Source organism: Mycobacterium sp. OAS707 (genome assembly GCF_014873705.1).
Taxonomy (GTDB): domain Bacteria; phylum Actinomycetota; class Actinomycetes; order Mycobacteriales; family Mycobacteriaceae; genus Mycobacterium.
This window is the reverse complement of sequence record NZ_JADBDS010000003.1, coordinates 946,117-967,807: the sequence shown is the minus strand read 5'-3', so window position 1 is coordinate 967,807 and position 21,691 is coordinate 946,117. Positions and strand designations below refer to the sequence as shown.

Annotated in this window: 23 protein-coding genes; 13 read left to right on the top strand and 10 right to left on the bottom strand. The window is 66.4% G+C overall.

Translation table 11 applies throughout. The features are described from left to right. Nucleotides 1-4 precede the first annotated feature (4 nt). Both GGC64_RS22925 and GGC64_RS22920 read right to left on the bottom strand, forming a co-directional pair. On the bottom strand, nucleotides 5-394 hold the full coding sequence (locus GGC64_RS22925; protein WP_192724797.1) for an STAS domain-containing protein: 390 nt from the start codon (nucleotides 392-394) through the stop codon (nucleotides 5-7). Between the two features lie 15 nt (nucleotides 395-409). Then, nucleotides 410-1,309 carry an STAS domain-containing protein gene (locus GGC64_RS22920; protein ID WP_192724796.1) on the bottom strand — a complete coding sequence of 300 codons (900 nt, stop codon included), beginning with the start codon at nucleotides 1,307-1,309 and terminating at the stop codon, nucleotides 410-412. Between the two features lie 130 nt (nucleotides 1,310-1,439). On the opposite strand from GGC64_RS22920, the gene GGC64_RS22915 reads away from it, so the two are divergent. Next, nucleotides 1,440-1,796 (top strand): STAS domain-containing protein, encoded by a 357-nt coding sequence (locus GGC64_RS22915; protein ID WP_192724795.1) that lies wholly within the window; start codon nucleotides 1,440-1,442, stop codon nucleotides 1,794-1,796. A 21-nt stretch (nucleotides 1,797-1,817) separates the two neighbouring features. Here the strand turns inward: GGC64_RS22915 and GGC64_RS22910 are convergent, their stop codons facing one another. Beyond that, complete coding sequence (locus GGC64_RS22910) at nucleotides 1,818-3,452, bottom strand: L-lactate permease (protein ID WP_192724794.1); 1,635 nt, start codon at nucleotides 3,450-3,452, stop codon at nucleotides 1,818-1,820. A 154-nt stretch (nucleotides 3,453-3,606) separates the two neighbouring features. Here GGC64_RS22910 and GGC64_RS22905 point away from each other — a divergent pair, with 154 nt between their 5' ends. Genes GGC64_RS22905 through GGC64_RS22890 form a run of 4 tightly spaced genes read left to right on the top strand, consistent with a single transcriptional unit; the run spans nucleotide 3,607 to nucleotide 7,418 of the window. Then, nucleotides 3,607-3,870, top strand: a complete 264-nt coding sequence (locus tag GGC64_RS22905; RefSeq protein WP_192724793.1) for a hypothetical protein — start codon at nucleotides 3,607-3,609, stop codon at nucleotides 3,868-3,870. 37 nt (nucleotides 3,871-3,907) lie between these two features. After that, complete coding sequence (locus GGC64_RS22900; protein ID WP_192724792.1) at nucleotides 3,908-5,491, top strand: S53 family peptidase; 1,584 nt, start codon at nucleotides 3,908-3,910, stop codon at nucleotides 5,489-5,491. Next, nucleotides 5,491-6,699 (top strand): zinc ribbon domain-containing protein, encoded by a 1,209-nt coding sequence (locus tag GGC64_RS22895; RefSeq protein ID WP_192724791.1) that lies wholly within the window; start codon nucleotides 5,491-5,493, stop codon nucleotides 6,697-6,699. The genes GGC64_RS22900 and GGC64_RS22895 overlap by 1 nt, the downstream gene beginning before the upstream one ends. Beyond that, the gene (locus GGC64_RS22890) at nucleotides 6,696-7,418 is read left to right on the top strand and encodes a hypothetical protein (RefSeq protein WP_192724790.1); all 723 of its coding nucleotides are present in this window, start codon (nucleotides 6,696-6,698) and stop codon (nucleotides 7,416-7,418) included. Before GGC64_RS22895 ends, GGC64_RS22890 begins: the two co-directional genes overlap by 4 nt. On the opposite strand, the gene GGC64_RS22885 is transcribed toward GGC64_RS22890, so the two are convergent. Then, nucleotides 7,419-8,021: a sigma-70 family RNA polymerase sigma factor gene (locus GGC64_RS22885; protein ID WP_192724789.1), complete on the bottom strand. Its 603-nt coding sequence runs from the start codon at nucleotides 8,019-8,021 to the stop codon at nucleotides 7,419-7,421. It lies immediately after the preceding gene. 397 nt (nucleotides 8,022-8,418) lie between these two features. On the opposite strand from GGC64_RS22885, the gene GGC64_RS22880 reads away from it, so the two are divergent. From GGC64_RS22880 to GGC64_RS22870, 3 genes are all read left to right on the top strand, one after another. Beyond that, the gene (locus tag GGC64_RS22880) at nucleotides 8,419-9,756 is read left to right on the top strand and encodes a DUF4118 domain-containing protein (protein ID WP_370582264.1); all 1,338 of its coding nucleotides are present in this window, start codon (nucleotides 8,419-8,421) and stop codon (nucleotides 9,754-9,756) included. An 11-nt stretch (nucleotides 9,757-9,767) separates the two neighbouring features. Continuing rightward, entirely contained in the window at nucleotides 9,768-10,235 is a 468-nt protein-coding gene (locus tag GGC64_RS22875; protein ID WP_192724787.1) for a GNAT family N-acetyltransferase, read from the top strand. 116 nt (nucleotides 10,236-10,351) lie between these two features. Beyond that, nucleotides 10,352-11,737 carry an HNH endonuclease signature motif containing protein gene (locus tag GGC64_RS22870; RefSeq protein ID WP_192724786.1) on the top strand — a complete coding sequence of 462 codons (1,386 nt, stop codon included), beginning with the start codon at nucleotides 10,352-10,354 and terminating at the stop codon, nucleotides 11,735-11,737. Nucleotides 11,738-11,771: 34 nt separating this feature from the next. Here GGC64_RS22870 and GGC64_RS22865 read toward each other — a convergent pair whose 3' ends face one another. Together GGC64_RS22865 and GGC64_RS22860 are read right to left on the bottom strand one after the other, a co-directional pair. Then, complete coding sequence (locus GGC64_RS22865) at nucleotides 11,772-12,260, bottom strand: hypothetical protein (RefSeq protein ID WP_370582262.1); 489 nt, start codon at nucleotides 12,258-12,260, stop codon at nucleotides 11,772-11,774. Between the two features lie 4 nt (nucleotides 12,261-12,264). Then, the gene (locus GGC64_RS22860; RefSeq protein ID WP_192724785.1) at nucleotides 12,265-14,457 is read right to left on the bottom strand and encodes an elongation factor G-like protein EF-G2; all 2,193 of its coding nucleotides are present in this window, start codon (nucleotides 14,455-14,457) and stop codon (nucleotides 12,265-12,267) included. Nucleotides 14,458-14,612: 155 nt separating this feature from the next. Between GGC64_RS22860 and GGC64_RS22855 the strand changes: the two genes are divergently transcribed. Continuing rightward, complete coding sequence (locus tag GGC64_RS22855) at nucleotides 14,613-14,981, top strand: nuclear transport factor 2 family protein (RefSeq protein ID WP_192724784.1); 369 nt, start codon at nucleotides 14,613-14,615, stop codon at nucleotides 14,979-14,981. A gap of 1 nt (nucleotide 14,982) precedes the next feature. Here the strand turns inward: GGC64_RS22855 and GGC64_RS22850 are convergent, their stop codons facing one another. Together GGC64_RS22850 and GGC64_RS22845 are read right to left on the bottom strand one after the other, a co-directional pair. Beyond that, nucleotides 14,983-15,396: a TIGR03668 family PPOX class F420-dependent oxidoreductase gene (locus tag GGC64_RS22850; protein WP_192724783.1), complete on the bottom strand. Its 414-nt coding sequence runs from the start codon at nucleotides 15,394-15,396 to the stop codon at nucleotides 14,983-14,985. Beyond that, complete coding sequence (locus GGC64_RS22845; RefSeq protein WP_192724782.1) at nucleotides 15,396-16,034, bottom strand: hypothetical protein; 639 nt, start codon at nucleotides 16,032-16,034, stop codon at nucleotides 15,396-15,398. Before GGC64_RS22845 ends, GGC64_RS22850 begins: the two co-directional genes overlap by 1 nt. Before the next feature lie 195 nt (nucleotides 16,035-16,229). On the opposite strand from GGC64_RS22845, the gene GGC64_RS22840 reads away from it, so the two are divergent. The 4 genes from GGC64_RS22840 to GGC64_RS22825 are packed head-to-tail and all read left to right on the top strand — an operon-like array spanning nucleotide 16,230 to nucleotide 20,041. Next, on the top strand, nucleotides 16,230-17,357 hold the full coding sequence (locus tag GGC64_RS22840) for an ABC transporter substrate-binding protein (RefSeq protein ID WP_192724781.1): 1,128 nt from the start codon (nucleotides 16,230-16,232) through the stop codon (nucleotides 17,355-17,357). A 1-nt stretch (nucleotide 17,358) separates the two neighbouring features. Continuing rightward, nucleotides 17,359-18,201, top strand: a complete 843-nt coding sequence (locus GGC64_RS22835; RefSeq protein ID WP_192724780.1) for an ABC transporter permease subunit — start codon at nucleotides 17,359-17,361, stop codon at nucleotides 18,199-18,201. Next, nucleotides 18,198-19,001 (top strand): ABC transporter permease, encoded by an 804-nt coding sequence (locus tag GGC64_RS22830; RefSeq protein WP_192724779.1) that lies wholly within the window; start codon nucleotides 18,198-18,200, stop codon nucleotides 18,999-19,001. The genes GGC64_RS22835 and GGC64_RS22830 overlap by 4 nt, the downstream gene beginning before the upstream one ends. Beyond that, nucleotides 18,998-20,041, top strand: a complete 1,044-nt coding sequence (locus GGC64_RS22825) for an ABC transporter ATP-binding protein (protein ID WP_192724778.1) — start codon at nucleotides 18,998-19,000, stop codon at nucleotides 20,039-20,041. Before GGC64_RS22830 ends, GGC64_RS22825 begins: the two co-directional genes overlap by 4 nt. A gap of 76 nt (nucleotides 20,042-20,117) precedes the next feature. Here GGC64_RS22825 and pyrE read toward each other — a convergent pair whose 3' ends face one another. Then, nucleotides 20,118-20,693 (bottom strand): orotate phosphoribosyltransferase, encoded by a 576-nt coding sequence (gene pyrE, locus GGC64_RS22820; protein WP_192724777.1) that lies wholly within the window; start codon nucleotides 20,691-20,693, stop codon nucleotides 20,118-20,120. Nucleotides 20,694-20,708: 15 nt separating this feature from the next. Further along, a complete protein-coding gene (locus GGC64_RS22815) occupies nucleotides 20,709-21,509 on the bottom strand; it encodes a DUF2470 domain-containing protein (RefSeq protein ID WP_192724776.1) in 801 nt (266 codons plus the stop codon). Nucleotides 21,510-21,691 lie beyond the last annotated feature (182 nt).

The following is a 21,691-nucleotide window of genomic DNA, read 5'->3' as shown; positions in this document are numbered from 1 at the left end:
GGCGTCAATCGGCACCGTCGCGCCCGATCGTCGGCTGGCGCGCTTCGAGTTGCCGGGTGAGAAACGCGAGTCCCTCCTCGAGATCCAGCGCGGTGTACATGTCGTCGAAGACAAGGCCCAGTTGGACCATCGCGAACGCCACTTCGGGTTGCAGACCCACGATTACGGTGTCGGCGCCCCGCAGCCGGGTCATGTGCGCGATCGTGCGCAACGACCTGGCGGCGAACGAGTCCATTACGTCGATCGCGGTGACGTCGACGATGATGCCGTGTGCGCGGTACCGGCTGACCCGCTCCATCAGATCGTGGCGCAGCCGTTCGGCGTCGGAGTCGGTGAGCGCGGCCTGCACCGAAGCGATGAGGATCGCGCCCTGTTTCAGGATGGGTACTGGCATGTCGCGCTAGCGCCGTCAGCCGTTCTGCTCGCCGGTTCGGGTAACTTCGTAACCGAGGAGCCGCTCGGCCTCCTCGATACCGCCCTGCAGGTCGCCGACGGCGTTCATCTTGGACAGATCGAGCCCGATGGTCACCAGGGTCAGTGCGATATCCGACGACAGGCCGGTGATGATCACGCTGGCGCCCATCAGACCGGATGCGTCGACGGTCTGCACCAGGTGGTTGGCCACGGTGGAGTCGATGGTCGGCACACCGGTGATGTCGATGACGACCACCTTGGCGCGGTTGGCGCGGATGGCACGGAGCAGTTGCTCGGTGACCTGGCGGGCGCGCTGGCTGTCGAGCACGCCGATGATCGGCAGAATCAGCAGCTGTTCGCGCACCTGGAGCACGGGTGTGGACAGCTCGCGGATGGCTTCCTGCTGTTGCCGGATGATGCGTTCGCGTTCCTGCACGAAGCCGACGGCCACGGTGTTCGCGATGCGGTTCGCGGCGGGCTCGTACGCGTCGAGCACCCGGTTCAGCAGGTTGAAGTCGGTCTGGTACTTCTCGAACAGAGAGCGGGCCAGCACGTCTCGCAGCAGCAGCACGATGCCGACCACCTCGTCGGTTTCGACGCCACGGGGGATGATGCGTTCCGACAGGTCGCGTGCGTAGTCCTGCAGCGCTTCGACGCTGCCGGTCTCGAGCACCTCGACGTAGCTGTCGTACACCGTGGTGGCCTCGGAGAAGATCTCCTCCGGCGACATCGCGGTGAGCAGTTCGGCTTCGGTGATGCGGCGCGCCCACTCCTCACGCAGGACGGTGCGGTTTTGGCGAAGGTGCTGGACGAGTTGGGGCAGTAGAACTTCGCCGACGAGCTCGGCCGGCGGGATGGTGACGCCTGCGGCGAGATCTGTCGTCGATTCAGACATTCGGCGGCCTCCCAACTCCACTCGCGCCCAGTCGAATGCACGAGTCCTGAGCCGACCCTAGTCTTTGCGAAGGGAGTCCAACTGACGAAGTCGCCAAACTCCTCCTGCGATTGCCTACTAGGCTCTCCCCATGCCCGCCGAGGAAGCGATCGCCACCGCGCTCGCCTACCAGAATGGGATCGCCGTGCTCAAGGTCGACGGAGACATCGACCTGGCCACGGTCCCCGCACTGGAAGCCGCTATCGACGAAGCCCTGATACCCAAGCCGACGGGGCTGGTAATCGACCTGTCAGAGGTCGGCTTCCTCGCCTCAGCAGGCCTGCAGGCCCTGGTCGCCACGCACAACAACGTCAGCGAGAGCGCGCAGTTCGCGGTCGTTGCGAACAGCGCCGCGACCAGTCGCCCGATTCAGCTGACCGGCCTCGACCAGATCTTTGCGCTGTACCCGACGCTGGACGAGGCGTTGACCGCGGTTCAGTCCAAATAGCCTGGCCGCCAACCGGTTTCGTCAGGGCACCATCCACGACAGCACCGAGGCCTGCAGCGCCGACAGGACGCACAGCAGCGCCAGGAACACGAGGCTCCACACCACCACGCGGCGGAAGATGTCGCCTTCCTTGCCGTTCATCCCGACCGCGGCCGCGGCGATGGCCAGGTTCTGCGGTGAGATCATCTTGCCGAGTACGCCGCCCGAGCTGTTGGTGGCGGCCATCAGCACATCGGACAGTCCGGCCTGGTTGGCTGCGGTCACCTGAAGGGCGCCGAACAGCGAGTTCGACGACGTATCCGAGCCGGTCACCGCGACGCCGAGCCAGCCGAGCACCGGCGACAGCAGCGCGAACGCGCCGCCCGCGCCCGCCATCCAGGTGCCGAGTGTGATGGTCTGCCCCGACAGGTTCATCACGAACGCCAGTGCCAGCACCATCATCACGGTCGCGATCGCGAAGCGCAGCTGCACCAGCGTCGCGCCGTACGCCTTGATCGCGCGCGGCACCGACAGCTTCAGCACGATCATCGTCAGCAGGCCCGCGATGAGCATCTGGGTGCCGGGGGTGGTCAGCAGGTTGAGGGTGAATTCGGTGAGCGACACCGGCTTTCCCTTGGGACTGACGACGTGCAGGCCGGGCCATCCGAACTTGATCGTGGCCTTGTCGAGCAGCTTCTTGACCGCGCCGATCTGACAGATGACAAAGACCGCGATGATGATCGCGTAGGGCGCATACGCCTTGGCGACCTCGGCGCGGCTGTCGGGATTCGCGACCCGCTGCGCGAACTCGGGCGTCGGCTCATCAGCGGCGCCACCGGCGACGACCGCGGGGGAGTGCTCGACGCGCGGCCGCCAGACCCGCACCATCGCGACCACCGCGGCCGCCGACAGCAGCGACGCGACCACGTCAGCCAGCGGCACCGAGATGAAATTCGACGTCGCATACTGCCCGAGCGCGAACACGATGCCGCAGACCAGTGCGACCGGCCAGGTCTCGCGCAGGCCCCGCCACCCGTCGACGATTGCGACCAGGGCGAGCGGCACGAACAACGCGAGGATCGGCGTCTGTCTGCCGACCATCGCACCGAGCGTGTCGCTGGGCAGGTCGGTCACCTTGCCGAGCGTCAGGATCGGGGTGGCCATCGCGCCGAATGCGACGGGTGCGGTGTTTGCGGTCAGTGCGAGCGCCGCCGCCTTGAGCGGCCGGAATCCGAGCGCCATCAGCATCACCGACGTCACCGCTACCGGGGTGCCGAAACCGGCCAGCGCCTCGAGAAGCGCGCCGAACGAGAACGCGATGATGACCGCCTGCACTCGCTGGTCGTCGCTGACCCGGGCGAACGACCGCCTCAAAACGTCGAAATGCCCTGTCTCCACGGTCATTTGGTAGACCCAGATCGCGTTGATCACGATCCAGAGGATCGGGAAGAACCCGAAAGCGGCGCCTTCGGTCCCGGCCAGCAGGGTCTGGCCGACCGGCATCCCGTACACGAGGACCGCGAGCACGATCGCCAGCACCAGGGATACCAACGAAGCCACCCATGCGGTCACCCGCAGCGCGCCAAGCATGACGAAAAGCAGCAGCAGAGGTAGGGCTGCGACCAGCGAGCTCCACGCCAGTGAATGCGCTACCGGATCGAGAACCTGTTGGTACACCGGGACGGAATAGCCCGTGGACGTGCGGTTCAACCCTCGCGGGCTTGGCGCTGACTGCGTAATCACTGTGCGACTGTCAAAACATTGGATTAGAGTTCGGTTTCGCCGGCTTGATCTTCAAAGCCGCTGGTAAAGGTCGGGAAGGACATAACTCATGGGTCGGATCGCTCGCCGTGTCGCGGCAGTTGTCGGAGGTGCCGCGGTTGTCACGATGGTGGGCTTGACCGCCTCGTGCGGCAAGGAAGAGCAGAAGGCTCCCGAGACGTCGACGACTACGACCACCACGACCACGTCGGCGACCACCGCCCCGCCGACCGTCGCGCCGACGGAGAAGTCGATCAACCCGACCGGCGGCAACCTGTTCACGCCGCCGGTGAAGGCGCCGCCGGCGCCGACGGCCATCCCCGGCGATAACTAGAACCGCCCCTGGCCAGCTCGGACGTACGCTGGCTTACGTGGTCGCCCGGCATTTCACAACGTTGGCGCTGGTCGCTGTCGGCGTGTTCGTGCTCGCCTCCGACCTGCGCCCGACGGTGTCCGGCACCGCGGGTCTGATCAGCGGGCCCTACGCGTATCTGTTGGCCAGCTCCACCGATCTCGGTCCGTCGCACCGCACGGACACGCAGTTGACCGCCGCCCTGCGCGGTTCGACCCGACCGGACGCGCTGTACGGCTGGGCCGGTGACAACGGGCTCGACGTGCGGTGGCGACCGGGCGAGGAGTGGGCGGTCGTCGAGGGCAACGCCGAGGACGTGGCGAAGGCATTCGACGTCGAGGTGCACGACTACCGCGGCCAGCGCGGCCAGGTGTTCTATGCGTCGCCGCAGCAACCGTCGATCCCCGATCCGCTGCGCGACGAAGTCGCTGAGTTCGGCAGGATCCTCGGCTATACGCCGCACCACACGTCGCGCCCGTCGATCCTGCCGTTGGATGTGCCGGACCGAGGGCTCACCCCAGCGGGATTGCTGACCACCTACAACGCCCAGAAGCTGGCGACCGACGGCTTCACCGGTAAAGGCCAGACCATCGTCTTCTTCGCGTTCGACGGGTTCGAGCAGGCCGACCTCGACACGTTCGCCACCACGTACAAGTTGCCGAAGTTCACCCCGACGGTGGTCGGCGGCCAGCCGGGTGAGGCGCGCGGTGAGACGACGATGGACCTCGAGGTCGCCCACGCCGTCGCGCCCGATGCGCGCAAGGTGGTGTGGAACGCCCGCTCCACTGTGGAAGGCGCTGGCGGTTACGAGAAGATCGGGCAGATGCTGCAGGACGCCGACCGGGAGTTCCCCGGTGCGGTGTGGAGCTTTTCGATCGGATGGGGCTGCGACAAGCTGATCACCGCCGCCGATCTCGCGCCGGTGCGGTCGGCGATGAAGACTGCGCACGCGCATGGCACGACTGCGTTCAACGCCAGCGGAGACCTTGCCGGCCTGGAGTGCAAGGGCGGTGAAGATTGGTCGTCGCCGCCTGGGGCGAGCGACGTCGGATTGGATTCGGTGGCCTCGCTGCCGGAGATGGTCGACGTCGGCGGCACCACGCTGTCCACCGACGCCAACGGCGTGTGGCAGGCCGAGCAGGCGTGGTTCGACGTACCGCTGTCGCAAGGCACCGGCGGTGGGGTGTCGTCGTTGTTCGACCGACCCGACTGGCAGCGCGGGGTGTTGGCCGAACGCGATCGGACGCGCAGGCTGACTCCCGATGTCGCTGCGGTCGCCGACCCGTTCACCGGCGTGCGGATCGTGTTCGACCAGCAGGACCTCGTAGGCGGCGGGACATCGCAGTCGGCACCGATCTGGGCGGGCCTCGCCGCGGTGATGAACCAGTACCTGCTCGCCAACGGCGGACGAGAGGTCGGCGACCTCAACCCGCTGCTGTACCGAATCGCGGCAGGCGCGCCGCTCCCGGGGTTCCGCGATGTGGTGTTGGGCGGCAACGCCGTTGACGACGCCACCCCTGGCTACGACCTGGTGACCGGGCTCGGCACACCCGACATCGACAACCTGGTGCGCAACCTGCTGATCGTGCAGAAGGCGACGTGATGAGTACTGGACCGAACGAAGACGCCGTCCCGCAGACGGAGTGCCGGATATGCAAGGTCGATGTGCCTGCCGGCGAGTACTGCGGCCTGTGCGGTTGCCACCTCACGCCGCGGCCGGGAGAAGGTCCGGACTGGTTGCGAATCCGCGACTTTGGTGCCGCACCGGGTGAGCATCTGCTTCAGCCGTCGCTGGCGAGTTCCCTGTTCCCCCATCTGCCTGCGCGGTCGCGCACCGTGTTCCGGGTCGGGCTGGCTCTGGTTTTGGTGGCACTGGTGGTGTTCGCGGTGCTGCGGATGCCCGGTGCACTGGTTGCGGTTTCCGCGCTCGGTTTCCCGTTCCTGTTCGCGCTGTACGTGCGCGAGTCGGACGGGTTCGAGGACGTGCCGGCCCGCACGTGGGCGCTGACCGCCGCGCTCGGTGTCGGGTTGGGGGTCGGGTGGGTGCTGCTGACGGGCGCGATGGTGGCCCGCTCGTACGGAATTGCGTTGGGAGCGGGCGTCGTTGGCTCGCGCATGTTGAGCATGGGGATCGGTATCCCCCTTGGTGGCGTGATCCTGATGCTGATGCCGGCGGTGATCGTGCGGCTGCTGCGGCCGCCAACGCGGGAAGCGCTGGAGGGCTTCATGGTTGGCGCGCTCGGCGCGCTCTCGTTCACCGCGGCCGCGACGTTGACGCGACTTGCCCCCCAGTTCGGCAGCGGCGTGGTGAGCAAGCGCCCGCTCGACAGCCTGCTCGTCGAGGCGGGAATCAGGGGCGTGGCGGTGCCGCTCACCGCGGCAGCGGCGGGCGGATTGATCGGTGCCGCACTGTGGTTCAGGCGCCCGCCGAGCAAGGAGAAGCAGCGTCCCGGTGTGGTGCGTGCGCTGCTGGTGTCGTTCGCGGTGGCGGTGCTCGCCGTGTATCTGGCGCTCGGCCTGATCGACGTTTCCCATTTCCCGCAGGTGCTGATGCTCGTGTTGTATCTGGCGGTTGCCGGGCTCGCGCTGTTGCTGTTGCGTATCGGACTGCACCTTTCGCTGCTGCACGAGGCGCACGACGAGATCCAATCCGACGAGCCGCTGCTGTGCCCGCACTGCGGACACGTCGTACCCGATATGGCGTTCTGCCCAGCGTGCGGTGTCGCGACGCGGGCGTCGTCGCGATCGTCGCGCACGGCACGTCGTGATGTCCGACCCGTGCGCAGCGAGCAGGAGACGGACGGATCATGAGCTCGCCGACCTTCTTTCCGGGCTATGCGGTGCCCGCCGGGTCCTATGCCGCCCCGCCGGTGCGCCATTCGCGTGTCAGGGTGCTGCTGATCTGGTTCACCGCGATCGCGGTGGTGGCCGTCGCGCTGGTCGGTGTGACGATGTTGAGAAGCAAGCCGCCCGCCCGATATATGTGTCCGCCCAGCTGCGGGCATCCGCCGACGGGGACACCGGTCAACACCAACCCCCGGTTCACGGCGGCAGACGGCGCGTTCTCGGTGTCGTATCCCGCCGAGGGGACGGCGTACAAAATCACCACCAAACCCAACGGCGTCACCGCGGATCTGCAGGCAGGCGACGGCGGCACGTTGCAGTTGTTCAGCGAGCCGGCGGCGAACCGGTCACCGGAGCAGATAGCGAAGAGCTTGATCCGCAAGACGTTTCCGGACGCGCGCACCGCCTACAAGATTCCCAACGCGATGGTGGGGTATCAGCCCGGCTACGGCGAGGCCGCCGACTGTTGGCCGCAGGGCGCCAACAGCAGCTACATGAAGATGCGCGTGTTGGTCATGGTTGCGGTCAAGAACGACCTGGCTCTGGTCGCCGCTGCGATTGGCCCGTTTCGGCAGTTCGGCCCGAGCTTCGGCAGCGGCAAACCGTCCGGCGCCAATCTCCAAATCGCTTTGGACATGGGCAAGTACGTCAACAGCTTCGCTTGGCGCGGCGACCCGCCGCGGTGATCAGGCGACTTCGGTGAGTCCGTAGCCGCGGTCCCTGGCCACCTCGGCCAGCAGTGCGCGCAGCCGGTGTCGTCCGCGATGCAGCCGCGACATCACCGTCCCGATCGGGACGTCGGTGATCGCGGCGATCTCCTTGAATCGGCGGCCCTCGATATCGGCGTAATAGACTGCGGTACGCAGCTTTTCGGGCAGTTGACGCATCGCCGCTCTGACATCTGTGTCGCCGAGCATGTCCAACACCTGGTCTTCTGCCGAGCGCAGTCCGATCGACGAGTGACGCGCCTCTGCGAGCAGTTGTCCGTCGGTGATCTCGTCGGTCAGCCACTGCACGGGCCGGCGTTGTTGCTTGCGGTAGCCGCTGATGTGCGTGTTGAGCAGGATGCGATACAGCCAGCCGCCGAGGTTGGTGCCATCGCGAAAACCACGGAACCCGGCGAACGCCTTGGCCGCGGTCTCCTGCAGCAGATCTTCTGCCTCGGTGCGATTGCGGGTCAGCTTCATCGCCTGCGGGTAGAACGCGGCGATCAACGGGACGGCATCACGCTCGAACCGCGCGGCCAACTCGTCATCGTGGGACTCGGGTACTGCGGCGGTACTGAGCATGCGTTACTCCTATTGGCAACGGATCTTCTTGTATGCTCACAACTCTCGTTGTGGGCTTGGGCGGTGTCTGCATGGCTGGCCCCCTAACGTCGGTAATGAAAACCCGACCTGGCACATACCGGTTAACCCCCATATCGGGTCCGGTGAACAGGACATCCCAGGCAGCCACCGCTGCCGCAACGGCGAGGATGACCGTCACGACGACATGGCGGGCCAGGCGTCTGTCGGTGGTGGTGTCCATGTCACTAGACCTTTGCGCGCCGCGCCGATCCGGTCTTCGATGCTGGCGGCCATTCATGATTACCGCTAGCGGCACTTGACAGCCTGGCAGCCGCTCGACAGCCCTTGCACAGCTGCTGAACAGCCACGAGAGCTATCAAGGGGTGTGACCGGCCGGGTGTTGTCATTGCTGGTGCGCCCGACCGCACCACCGATGTGGGTGGGATTACTGGTTGCCGCAGCGGCGATTTCGGCCGAGACACTATTGGTAGTCGTGCTGCGAACGCTTGCGCCGATGGACACGTTCGGTGTGGTCTATCTGCTCGGTGCGCTCGTGGTCGCGATCGGCTGGGGTACTGGCCTTGCTGCGGTGACTTCGGTGGTGAGCGCGTTTGGTTTCGGTTACTTCCGCGACTGGCCCGACGACAGCTTCGATCCGACCGACCTGCGCAACTGGGTGGTGATCGGCGTGTTCCTTGTCATCACGTTGATGGCGAACACGCTGGCCGGTGTGGCGCGGGCCAGAGCGGCAGAGGCCGAACGGATTGCCGAGCGGCAGGCGGCGCTGCGACGTGTCGCGACCGCGGTTGCGCAAGGACTGCCGGCCGGTGACGTGTTCGCAACCGTGACAACGGAGTTGGCGCACGCTCTGCACGCCGAGCATGCCGCGCTGTTTCGCCATGAAGCTGACGGAACCGTCGTCCTGGTCGCTGAGTCCGGCGGGAAGTCGACATCCGTCGGTCGCACCGCACCGATCGTCGTCGACGGACACCAATGGGGCGTCGCCGTGGTGAGTTCGTCACGCGCCCAACCGCTTCCCTCTGACACAGACGCACGGCTTGCGGACTTCGCCCGACTGGTGGCGATGGCTATCGCGAACGCGCAGGCCCGATCGGACCTGACCTCGTCGCGGATGAGGATCGTGACCGCTGCTGACGATGCGCGCCGACGCCTCGAACGCGATCTGCACGACGGTGCACAGCAGCGCCTGGTGTCGCTGGCGCTCAAGGCACGCATGACGGAAGTGTCGTTGCCCGATTGGCAGAACGCGGTGCGGGAGCAACTCAACGAGATCGTGCAGGGTCTCGGCGACATCTGCGAGGAACTGCGCGCAATCTCCCGCGGCATCCATCCGGCGATCCTGTCCAAGGGCGGGCTCGGCCCCGCGCTGCGGTCACTGGCATGCCGTTCGGTGGTGCCGGTCGACCTGAATGTCGATGTGCCCTGCCGGCTGCCCGACCGCGTTGAGGTGGCCGCGTATTACGTTGTGGCTGAGGCACTTACCAACACCGCGCGGCATGCCCGCGCTGACGAGGTCAAGATCAGAGTGCAGGCCGTCGATGGCCAACTGAACTTGATGATCTCCGACGATGGTGCCGGCGGCGCCGACCCGTCGAACGGGTCCGGACTGACCGGGTTGGTCGATCGGGTCGAAGCGGTCGGCGGGCACCTGTGGGTCGACAGTCCGGTCGGCGTCGGCACGTCGCTGGCGGCGTCGATCCCGTGCGCGGCCTAGCATGTGTCACCGTGCGGTTGCGACTGACGAACTTCGACGACACCGCCTTCATCGTTGAAATGGCTCGCCATGCCTGCGTCATTGAAGACTGGCCACTACCCGAGGCGGACTCCGAAGACACGCGAAGTCTCCTGCCAGGCATTGATGACACGGGGATCGTCGCCTCAGGAGCAGGAGAAGTAAGGCTCGGCGCGGTGTGGACCTTCCGTCACAATCCGCCGCTCCTCTTCGACGCCGAGAACGTCCCGCTGCCGGAAATCGCCATCGCAGTTGTCCGGGAGATGCGTGGGCAGGGTATCGGTGCGGCGCTGCTGGACGAATTGATCGAGCATTGCACGGGTAAGTACGACGCGCTTGCCCTGAACGTCCACCAACGAAATCCGGCGGCACACTTGTACCGACGCAAAGGGTTTCGTGTGGTGGGTCAGGGTCGTGGCGCTCTTGGTATAGCAATGCGCAAGGAATTGCCGACGGCTTAGCATGTGGGTCTGACATTTTTTGGCTGTGGGTGGTGGGTTGTCCCCAGGTGCGAATTCATCCACAGGTGGCAGTTGAGTGCCGGGGATTTGGCACAGGTGTTCGATAGTGTTGTGCCATGGGCGAATTCGTCACTGCACAAGCGGCGCGGGAGCGGTTTGACGCGCTGGCTGATGCGGTGGATGCCGCCTATGCCGAGATGCGTGGGTTGTCGTCGGCTGAGGTGGGCAACGAGTTTCGGGTGGACCTCGCCGAGCGGTTGGAGGCCCAGGAGCGCACCAATCGGGGGTTGATGTATCGGTTCTTCGGTGAGATTGCTGATCCGCCCGATGAGACCGCGATGGTGCCTGCACTGGTCAACAGTCTGGCCGCGCGACTGCGGATCGCGCCGGCTGAGGTCAAACGCCGGATGAAGACTGCGGCCCGTTTGGTGCCGCGGCGCTGTCTGTCGGGTCCGTCGTTGGCACCGGAACTACCCCAGGTGGCCGACGCGCTGGCCGCCGGGGTGATCGGTGAGGATCATCTGCGGGTCATCGCGCGGGCCATCGACACGCTGCCCTCGGCGGTGTCGGGCACAGATCGCGAGGACGTCGAGGCCAGCCTGGTGCGCGAGGCCACCAAGAACGACGCCGAGATCGTGCGGGCCCTGGCGCGGCGTATCGATGAGATCTTCAACCCCGACGGTGACTTCGATGAAGCCGACCGGCAGCGGCGGCGCGGACTGCTCCTGGGGACGCAGGGCCGCGATGGGATGTCACGGTTGTCGGGCTACATCGACCCCGAAACCCGCGCCTATGTGGAGGCGGTGACCGCCGCGGTGCGCCCCGGCCGCCACCTACCCGACGGACACATGGCCGAGGTCGTCGATGAGCGCAGTGGCCCCCAGCGCTGCCACGACGGGGTCAAACTCGGGCTCAAGGCCGGTATCGCTGCCGGTGGGCTGGGCAGCCATCGCGGTCATCCGGTAACGGTGATCGCGCGCACCACGCTGGCCGAACTCAACCAGGCCGCCCACGCGGTCACCAACCCCGATATCCCGATGCCCTCGCCGGCGCGCACCGGCGGAGACGGTGTCCTGCCGATGCGTGATGTGATCCGGCTGGCCGCCGATTCCATCCACTATCTGGCGGTGTTCGACGACCACACCGAACGGCCCATTTACCTCGGGCGCCAGACTCGCATCGCCACGGCCGATCAACGGATCATCTGCTATGCGCGCGACGGCGGCTGCACCCGGCCGGGCTGCACGCAACCCGGCTATCACAGCGAGGTCCACCACTGCCCGGACTGGACACCCGAGGGCCGCACCGACGCCGATTGCCTGTTCTTTGCCTGCGGACCCGACCACAAACTCATCACCGACGGCCACTACCAGACCAGCATCACCCACAACGGCCGACTGGCCTGGACCGACGGCACCACAGCACCCGAGATCAACCACGCCCACCACCCCGAAGAACTCCTACACGGCAACCCCGACCCACCTGAGCTCGGGGGTGAGTGACCTTGGCGCCCAACAGCTCTCGGCGCGCCTCCTGCTAGCAGGAAGACGTAGAGCGCAGCGCGGCCTCCACGGCGTGCCAGTCCGGTGCGTGGACCACCCAGTCAGGGACATCGCCGTTCTGAGGGCCGAACAGATACAAGTGCGGGACGACGTCCCTGATCGCCCGGTGCACATCGAGCCGGTCGTCGATCATGTGCGTGATACCCAACTCGCGGCAGTGGATGGCCTTCTCGGCGCGCTCGCGGCAGAACCGGACGTTGCCGCGCGGAAAGCCGGTCCGGTCGTAGAAGTCGTGATGGTCCAACCAGGCCAACGTCTTACGTTGTGTGCTCTCACCGCATTTCGAGATGATCCACACCCTGCCGTCGAAGAGGGCGACGAGTCGAGGAATGACCTCGAAGGCGCCGGGCGTCGCCGGGGTCGCGAGCGCCTCTTCGAAGCTGGAATCGAGGAAGCTGGTGTCGGCAGCATCGTCCACGCCGAGACCACCTTCGATCACCCGGCCGAAATCGATCCCGAGCACCGCGTCAGGCAGAAGCCTTCACCTTCGCTGCCGCCGACTCAGGCATCGGCTCATAGCGGGCGAACGCCCGGGTGAAGGATCCGGCTCCGTGCGACAGCGACCTCAAATCGATTGCGTAGCGGGTCAATTCGACCTCGGGGATCTCCGCCTTGATGAGCGTGCGATCCTCGCCGACCTTGTCGGTGCCGAGCACGCGGCCGCGTCGTCCGGCCAAGTCACCCATCACCGACCCGACCATGTCGTCGGGCACCAGCACCGAAACGATATCGACGGGCTCGAGCAGGTTCACCCGCGTCGCCGCAGCGGCTTCGCGCAACGCCAGCCCCCCTGCCATCTGGAAGGCGAAGTCCGACGAGTCCACGCTGTGGGCCTTGCCGTCGAACAGCGTCACCCGGATGTCGACGACCGGGAAGCCCGCGCCGACTCCCTTTTCCATCTGTGCGCGGACGCCTTTCTCGACGCTCGGGATGAAGTTTCGCGGCACCGCGCCACCGACCACCTTGTCGACGAACTCGAACCCGGAGCCCTCCGGCAGCGGTTCCACCTCGATGTCACACACCGCGTATTGACCGTGTCCGCCGGACTGCTTGACATGTCTGCCGTGTCCTTTGGCGTTGCCGCCGAACGTTTCTCGCAATGGGACCCGCAGCTCCACGGTGTCGACCGCGACCCCGTATCTCCGGTTCAGCGCGTCGAGCACCACGCCGACGTGCGCCTCGCCCATGCACCACAGCACGATCTGATGGGTCTCCGGGTTCTGCTCGATGCGCAGCGTCGGATCCTCGGCGGCCAACCGCTGCAACCCAACCGACAACTTGTCCTCATCGGTCTTGGCCCGCGGTTGCACGGCCACCGGCAACAGCGGCTCGGGCATCGTCCACGGCTTGAGCACCAGCGGATCGGATTTATCGGACAGCGTGTCACCGGTCTCGGCCCTGCTCAGCTTGCCGATCGCGCAGATGTCTCCGGCCACCACCGCGGGCGCGGGCCGCTGTTGCTTGCCCAAGGGGAAAGACAGCGTGCCGATCCGCTCGTCCTCGTCGTGGTCGGCGTGCGCAGCCATCGCCCCGGACTCGGCATGGATGGCAGCCGAGGCCAGGAATCCCTCGGAACCGAAGAACTGCGAGAGATGGCCCGACACATGCACTGTCGCGTCGGGCGTGATGGTCCCGGAGAACACCCGGACCAGACTGACCCTGCCGACATACGGATCCGACGTCGTCTTCACTACCTCGGCGAGTAGCGGTCCGTTCTGGTCGCACGTCAGCCCGGTGCGCTCCTTGCCTTGCGGCGTGAACACCTCTGGCAGTGTGTGTTCGGGCGGCGACGGGAACCCGCTGGTGATGATCTCGAGCAGTTCGAGCGTTCCGACGCCGGTGGCGCTGCACGCCGGGATCACGGGGAAGAACGAGGCGCGGGCAACGGCCTTCTCGAGATCCTCGATGAGCACCGCCTGGTCGATTTCCTCGCCGCCGAGGTAACGCTCCATCAGCGTCTCGTCCTCGGATTCCTCGATGATTCCCTCGATCAGGCTGCCGCGCAGTTCCTCGATCGAATCGGAGTACGACGCATCCGGTGCATGGGAATCGGCGCGCTTGCCGTTGGCGTATTCGTAATGCGTCTGCGACAGCAGCCCGATCAGCCCCGTGCAGGGAGTGTCGGCGGCCAGATAAAGCGGAAGCACCTTGTCGCCGAACGCCTCCTGCGCCGCCGCCAGAGCGTTCTCGTAGCTGGCGCGGGCGTGGTCGAGTTTGGTGATCACCACGGCCCGTGGCATACCAACCTGGGCGCACTCCTGCCACAGGGACTTGGTCGGGTCGTCGACGCCCTCGTTGGCGGCGATCACGAACAGCGCACAGTCCGCAGCGCGCAACCCGGCCCGCAGCTCGCCGACGAAGTCGGCATAGCCGGGCGTGTCGATCAGGTTCACCTTGACGCCATCATGTTGCAACGACGCGAGCGCGAGACCAACCGACCGCTGCTGAGTGATCTCGGCTTCGTCGAAGTCGCACACCGTGGTGCCGTCCACGGTCGATCCCTGTCTGGTGAGTACCCCGGAGGCGACCAGGAGGGCCTCGACGAGTGTGGTTTTGCCGCCACCCGATGGGCCCACCAGCACCACGTTGCGGATGGCGGCCGGACTGTCCGCGGTGGGGGCGGCTCCGGCGCCCGCAGAAGTTGTCGTCTTGTCAGCCATGACGTTCCCTCCTGATGGCAGCGGCTCTGCTACCGAGGCGTGTGAACACCACAATTCCCCCAACCGCCACCGAGCACAACCGTTTCGGTGACTTTCGTGAGTGCCTACCCCCGAGGTAATCGACACGCGGCGCCCGCCCGGCGAGGGTTGACGGCATGACCACATATGACGAACTCGCACAGCGCTACATCGACACCTGGAACGAGACGGACGCCGATGCCCGACGGGCCGCAGTCGACCGGCTCTACACCGAGGACGCCCGCTACGTCGACCCGTTGGCCGCCGCTGAGGGACGTGAAGCGATCACCGAGATGATCGGCGCCGTGCAGCAGCAGTTCCCCGGCTTCGTGTTCCGGTTGGTCGGCCCCGTCGACGGGCACCACAACCAGGCGCGGTTCGGCTGGGAGCTCGGGCCCGCGGGCGCCGATGCACCGATCGTCGGATTCGACGTCGCCGTCTGCGACGACTCCGGCCACATCCAGACAGTGCTCGGATTCCTCGACAAGGTGCCCGCTGCGGCTTGACTCAGGCCTGCCAGGACGCCCAGCGCCGCACCTGGACCGTGACGACCGGTCCATCGAGCGCAATGCGTTGGTACTGAACGTATTTCTTGCGAAGCAGGGCGTAGCCGGCGGCCATCTCCTCACCGCTGTAGTGGACCGCCGCTACGCCGTCTGCGCGCACCCACCACAACTGCGCCCAGTCGTCGTCGTAATGATCGACGAGCATGCTCACTTGGGGGTTGTCTTCGATGTTCGCCAACCGGCGAAGTCGTTGGGTGGATTTACGTTTGGCGTCGACGGCGGTGTACACGACGTCCTTGTGCACCGCGAACACCACTGGGACCAGATGCGGTGCGCCATCTGCCCCGACGGTCGCGAGCATCGCGACGGGCGACTCGGCGAACCTGGCCACTGCGGCCGCATCGGAGTCGGCCATCAGTGCCCGTTGCGCGGACCGCGCTGCTGCGGCGCGACGCTGATCGGCAACCGCGTCACGGGCGTTCGTGTCACGCCGATCTCGGGCGGCTTCGTCGGCCGGGGCTCGTATGTCGGGTTGTAGCCCGGCCCGGGGTTCACCGGCGAGGCCGCCGTCTCCGTTGGCGGTGGCGGCGGTGGTGGCTCCGGCGGAGGCGCCTCGCTGCTCGCGACCTGAACGGGCGCGACGCTCGTCGGCGCCGTCGGGGTCACCGATGACGTGTTGTCGTTGACGGTCCCCTCGCCGCCGCGGAACACCAGCAGCACGCCCGCCACCACGATCGCGGCCACGGCCGCAGAGGCGGCAACGATCGCCGTCATCGCCTGCTTGGTGCGGTACCACGGCACCGGCGCAGGCGTGAAGCTCCACGTGTTGTCGTTGAACGCGTCGAACTGACCCGGGTCGTCGACATCGGGCTGGTTATCCCAGAAATTGTCATCCGGGTCGTCCCACTGGTCGTCGCCGGGACCCTTCAAAAGATCCTCGGGTTCGTGTCCCGCCTGCGCGTGGGCGCCCAGGTCATGGCTGGTCAACCCGCCCTCGTCGGCCGGGTCGTCCCAGAGGTAGTCGAAGTCCCCCGAGGCTTCGCGTTCAACCACATAGAGATGCTAACGCCCGTACCAGGGCAAATGGGCAGCCGGCTGGAATCGGACGCAGTCTGAAAGAACTTGCACCGGCATCGTCGCAGCCACGATAGGGTTCGGTCGCCTGTTGGATCTTCATTCACCGCGTAGATCAGCCGCCGTTGCCGCCGCGCCATCGTGCCGTTTCCTACCCATCGGAAGGTTTCGCCAATGAACAAGTCCCTCCTGGCAGTCTCCGCCGCATCGGCTCTCGTCTTCGCGAGCTTGATCGGCTGTGCGCCGCCGCAGAAAGACAACTCCGGCGGCGAGTCGGCCAACGGCGTGAAGATCAGCGAGGCGAAGTCCGCCGCGGACGTCGGCGGGATGGATGCCCTCGTCGCGGCGGCCAAGAAGGAGGGCGAGCTCAATGTGATTGCGCTGCCCCCGGATTGGGCCAACTACGGCGCGATCATCAAGGCCTTCGGTGACAAGTACGGCATCAAGGTCAACTCCGCGCAGCCCGACGCGGCCAGCCAGGACGAGATCAACGCGGCCAACCAGCAGAAGGGCAAGAGCTCAGCACCCGACGTCTTCGACCTCGGCCAGTCAGTCGCGCTCGCCAACACTGCGACATTCGCGCCGTACAAGGTCGCGACGTTCGACGACATCCCGCAGGCGTACAAGGATCCGAGCGGCACTTGGGTGAACGACTACGGCGGCTACATGTCGATCGGATTCGACACCGCCAAGGTGCCGCCGGTCACGAGCGTGAACGACCTTCTCAAGCCCGAATACAAGGGCAAGGTCGCGCTCAACGGTGATCCCACCCAGGCAGGCGCCGCGTTCTCCGGTGTGCTGATGGTCGCGTTATCGCAAGGCGGTTCGGCCGACAACATCGCTCCCGGCGTCGAGTTCTTCCGCAAGCTCAAGGAGGCGGGCAACTTCCTGCCCGTGGACCCCACTCCGGCCACCATCGAGTCCGGGCAGACGCCTGTGGTGATCGACTGGAACTACCTGAACGCCGCGACCACCGCGAAGCTGCCCAGCTGGCAGGTCCTGGTTCCCAACAACGGTGTGGTCGCCGGCTACTACTACCAGGCCATCAACAAGGACGCCCCGCATCCCGCGGCCGCCCGGTTGTGGCAGGAGTTCCTCTACAGCGACGAGGGCCAGAACCTGTTCGCCGCAGGCGGGGTGCGGCCGGTGCGCGCCGACCAGATGCTGCAGGCCGGCACGATGGACAAGGCGGTCACGAGCAAGATCCCGGTCATCGATGGCCCGGTGACTGTGCCGTCCCCCGATCAGACCAGCAAGGCCACCAAGTACCTGTCGGAGAACTGGGCGAAGGCGATCGGCTGACGTGCGCAAGCTGAGGGACGGGCTGCCGCTGCTGCCGTTCCTCGCGGTGGTGGTGATCTTTCTGATCATCCCGACCGTGACGGTGATCGGCAGCGCGTTTTTCGCCGACGGGCAGTTCTCGCTGGCGCGCATCCAGGCGCTGTTCTCATCGACGGCGCTGGCGGCACTGTGGCAGAGCGTGCTGCTTTCCGGGAGCACGGCGCTCATCGGGGCGGTGCTCGGCGCGGTGCTGGCGTGGCTGATCGTGAGCAGCCCGCCGACGTCGATGGTGCGCCGCGCGGTGATCTCGTTGTGCAGCGTGCTGGCCCAGTTCGGCGGCGTCGCACTGGCATTCGCGTTTTTGGCGACTGTCGGTCTCAACGGTGTGCTGACCTTGTGGGTGCAGCAGGTCTTCGGCTGGAACCTCGCAGGGTCGGGCTGGCTGTACAGCCTGACCGGTCTGATCCTGGTCTACACGTATTTCCAGATCCCGTTGATGGTGATCGTTTTCGTGCCCGCGCTCGAAGGGCTGCGCGATCAGTGGCGTGAGGCCGCGGTCAGCCTCGGCGCCTCGACGTGGCGCTATTGGCGCGAGGTCGCGGTGCCGCTGCTGACGCCGGCGTTTCTCGGATCGGCGCTGCTGTTGTTCGCCAACGCCTTTGCGGCGTACGCGACGGCGGCCGCACTGGTCAGCCAAGGCAGCCCGATCGTGCCGCTGCTGATCCGGTCCGCGTTGACCAGTGAGGTGGTGCTGGGCCAGTCCGGCTTCGCCTACGCGCTGGCACTCGAGATGATCGTCGTGGTCGCGGCGGTGATGGTGGCCTACAACGCACTGGTTCGACGCACCGCGAGGTGGCTGCGATGACGCGCATCGTGCGCGCGGTGCTGTGGCTGGCGTTCGGGCTGTTCTTCTTGTTCCCGCTGTACGCGATGGCCGACTTCTCGACGCGCAACCTGATCTCCGGTGGGCGGACCTTGCGGGCGTGGCAGAACCTCATCGCCGACGATGCGCTGTACTCCGCGATCGTGATCTCTTTGCTGCTTGCGGTTTTCACCGTGGTGGCGATGCTGCTCATATTGGTGCCGACGATGATCTGGGTGCGGCTGCGCACGCCGTGGGCCAAGGGCTTCGTCGAGTTTCTGTGTCTGCTGCCGTTGACAATCCCGGCGTTGGTGATCGTTGTCGGACTGCGCAACGTGTATCTGTGGGTGACGTACTTCCTCGGCGAATCGGCGCTGACATTGACGTTCGTCTACGTCGTGCTGGTGCTGCCGTTCGCGTACCGGGCCATCGATGCGGCGCTGGCGTCCATCGACCTCAAGACCCTGGCCGAGGCGGCGCGCTCGCTGGGCGCCGGCTGGGCTACGACGATTCTGCGGGTTGTGGTGCCCAATATCTGGTCCGGAATCCTTTCTGCCGCATTCATTTCCATCGCGGTGGTACTCGGCGAGTTCACGATCGCTTCGCTGTCCGGGTATCAGACGCTGCAGGTGCAGATCGTCCAGATCGGCAAGACCGACGGCCCCACATCGGTGGCCGCATCGCTGGCCGTGCTGCTGTTCGGCTTCGTCCTGCTGCTCGTGCTGTCGTTGGTCACGCGCGGCCGCCGCAGGGCCACCGCGCTGGACGCCGCGGTCCCCACACCGACGGGAGTTACTGAATGACAAGTGGAGTCGCCGTCGAACTCAACGAGCTCACCCGTGTCTACGGCACGGTGAAGGCGCTCGACGGGCTCACCCTGCACATCGAGCCCGGCGAACTCGTCGCGCTGCTCGGACCGTCCGGTTGCGGTAAGACGACCGCGCTGCGCATCCTGGCCGGCCTCGACGAAGCCACGTCGGGCACGGTATCGGTCGGCGGTCAGGACGTCAGCAAGGTGCCTGCCAACAAACGCGACATGGGCATGGTGTTCCAGGCCTACAGCCTCTTCCCGCACCTCACGGTGCTCGACAACGTCGCCTTCGGGCTGAAGATGCGCGGAAAGGCCAAGGGCGAACGCACATCTCAGGCCGCGGACATGTTGGATCTGGTCGGACTGTCGGCACACAAACACAAATACGCCAGCGAACTGTCCGGCGGCCAACAGCAGCGCGTCGCACTGGCACGGGCGCTTGCGATCCAGCCTCGCGTGCTGCTACTCGACGAGCCGTTGTCGGCGCTGGATGCCAAGGTGCGCAGCCAACTGCGCGACGAGATCCGGCGCGTCCAACTGGAAGTCGGCACGACGACGCTGTTCGTCACCCACGACCAGGAGGAAGCGCTGGCCGTCGCCGATCGGGTCGGCGTGATGAGCCAGGGCAAGCTCGAACAACTGGCGGCGCCTGCCGATCTCTACGCCAACCCCGCGACGCCGTTCGTCGCCGAGTTCGTCGGGCTGAACAACAAAGTGCCAGCTGAGGTTTCGGGCGGCCAGGCCCGTGTGCTCGGAGCATCGGTGCCGACGCTGCCTGGCTCGATCGCGTCGGGATCAGGCTTGGCGATGGTGCGCCCGGAGTCCGTCACGGTGTCACCCGACTCGTCGGGAACGTCGACGATCACCTCGGTCGCCTTCCTCGGCCCGATCTCACGGGTGTACTGCGCGCTGCCCGACGGCTCGGTGATCAGCGCCCAGATGGCCAGTTCGGCGGCGCGGGTGTTCTCGCCCGGCGACGCGGTGAGCGTCGGCGTCGAACCCAGCGGTGTGCTCGTCGTGGACGCCGCCTAGCTAGCCGCGTCGAGTGGCCAGTTATGTCACGCGATTCGGTGAAACTCGTGCATTAAGTGGCCGCTGGACGCACTAGTCACACGTCCTTGACCGGTTCGATGCCGAGATCGCGATAGGTGACAAGCGCGACAAACGGTACGCCCCGCGCGGCGAAACGCTTGGTCGCGACGTCTCCGCGGTCCACCATCGGGATCACACCCGTGACGACGGCGCCCACCGCGGTCACGCGCTCGAGCGCCTTCTCCGTTGAGCCGCCGGTGCTGATCACGTCGTCGACCAACAACACTCGTGTGCCTGGCTCTAGCCGAGTGCCTTCGATCCACTGTTCGCGGCCGCGCTGCTTCTGCTCCTTGCGCACCGAGAACCACGCCTTGCCGGTGACCATCGCGACGCCGTGCGCCAGCGGGTCGGCGCCCATCGTCAAGCCGCCGACTGCGTCGAACTCGATTCCGTTCATCGTCGCGAGCTCGGCGACCGCGCGGCTGACGATCGCCAGCCGCTCTCCGTTGTCGATCGCGTACTTGCCGTCGATGTAGTCGTGGCTCAGCTGTCCGCTGGCCAGCCGGAACGGTTCCTCGCGATGTTCGTAGCCGCGCGTGCGGATGAGATCGAAGGCGGCTTGCCAGGTGTCCGGGCGGTCGGTGACAGACATAGTCGAGAGCCTATTTCAGGCCTGCCGAGCGCGATGCGTCAACTCGACCGTGGCCGAACGCAATTCGTCGATCGAGTCGATGGGGCTGGCATAGCCGATGCGGGTGTAGGCGACGCCGCGCTCGGTGAGCACCCGCAGGTCGAGCCCGTAGCGGTCGGCACCTGTGCAGGTGGCCGTGGTGGTGTCCGGGTATCCGCCGAATGCCCGGGCCATCGCGACCAATGCGTCGGCGTGGTCGTTGTTCAGATGAACGATCGCCCCGTCCGCATGCGGTGACACGGGGTCGGGCGCGGCAGCGGCGTAGTCCTCTCCGCTCGCCGAGTCCATTCGCCCGTACCCACCGACCCAGCGCACCCGTCGCACCCGCAGCACCCACAGGGAGAAGTCGCTGTAGTCGATGTAGTACTTCGCCGCTGCGACGGCCGACAGGTGCGCCTCACGGGCGGCCACGCGTTCGTCGCCGGTCGGTGCCTCGACGACGCCTGCCAACGTGACGCGTCCGCTGGCCAGCGGATCGGACTCGCGCTGGGGCGCCACGATCGCGATGCTCGCCCGGGGGTCTGCGGCAAGGTTTCGGCCGTGCTCGGCCAGATTCGACACGCACAGCACCGGGGCACCGCCCAGCAGTCCGTAGGTGACGAACGACGCCCACGGATCGCCGTCGGCGGTCAGCGTCGCCAGTGTGCCCGTATTGGTCGACGCCGCGATCGTGCGAGCCTCCTCGGCCGCCGACGGGCGGTCCGCATTCGCGACGGCGGTAAGCGGGGGAGGGACCGAAGGCGCATCGCCCGGGTCCCCGTGATCACGGGACGCCACGTCGGCACGATACCCAATCCCACCCGACCGGCGAGCCCTCGCGTCAGCTCCGGTCAAATGACGTGGTCCGCCAATAGTCGTTCGAATTCGGCCACGAATTTCGCATCTACCTAAAGGCGTGAATGTGGGAGAATAACGCCACTTATGGTCAACACGGACAACGATTCTCATCGGGGGTGAGC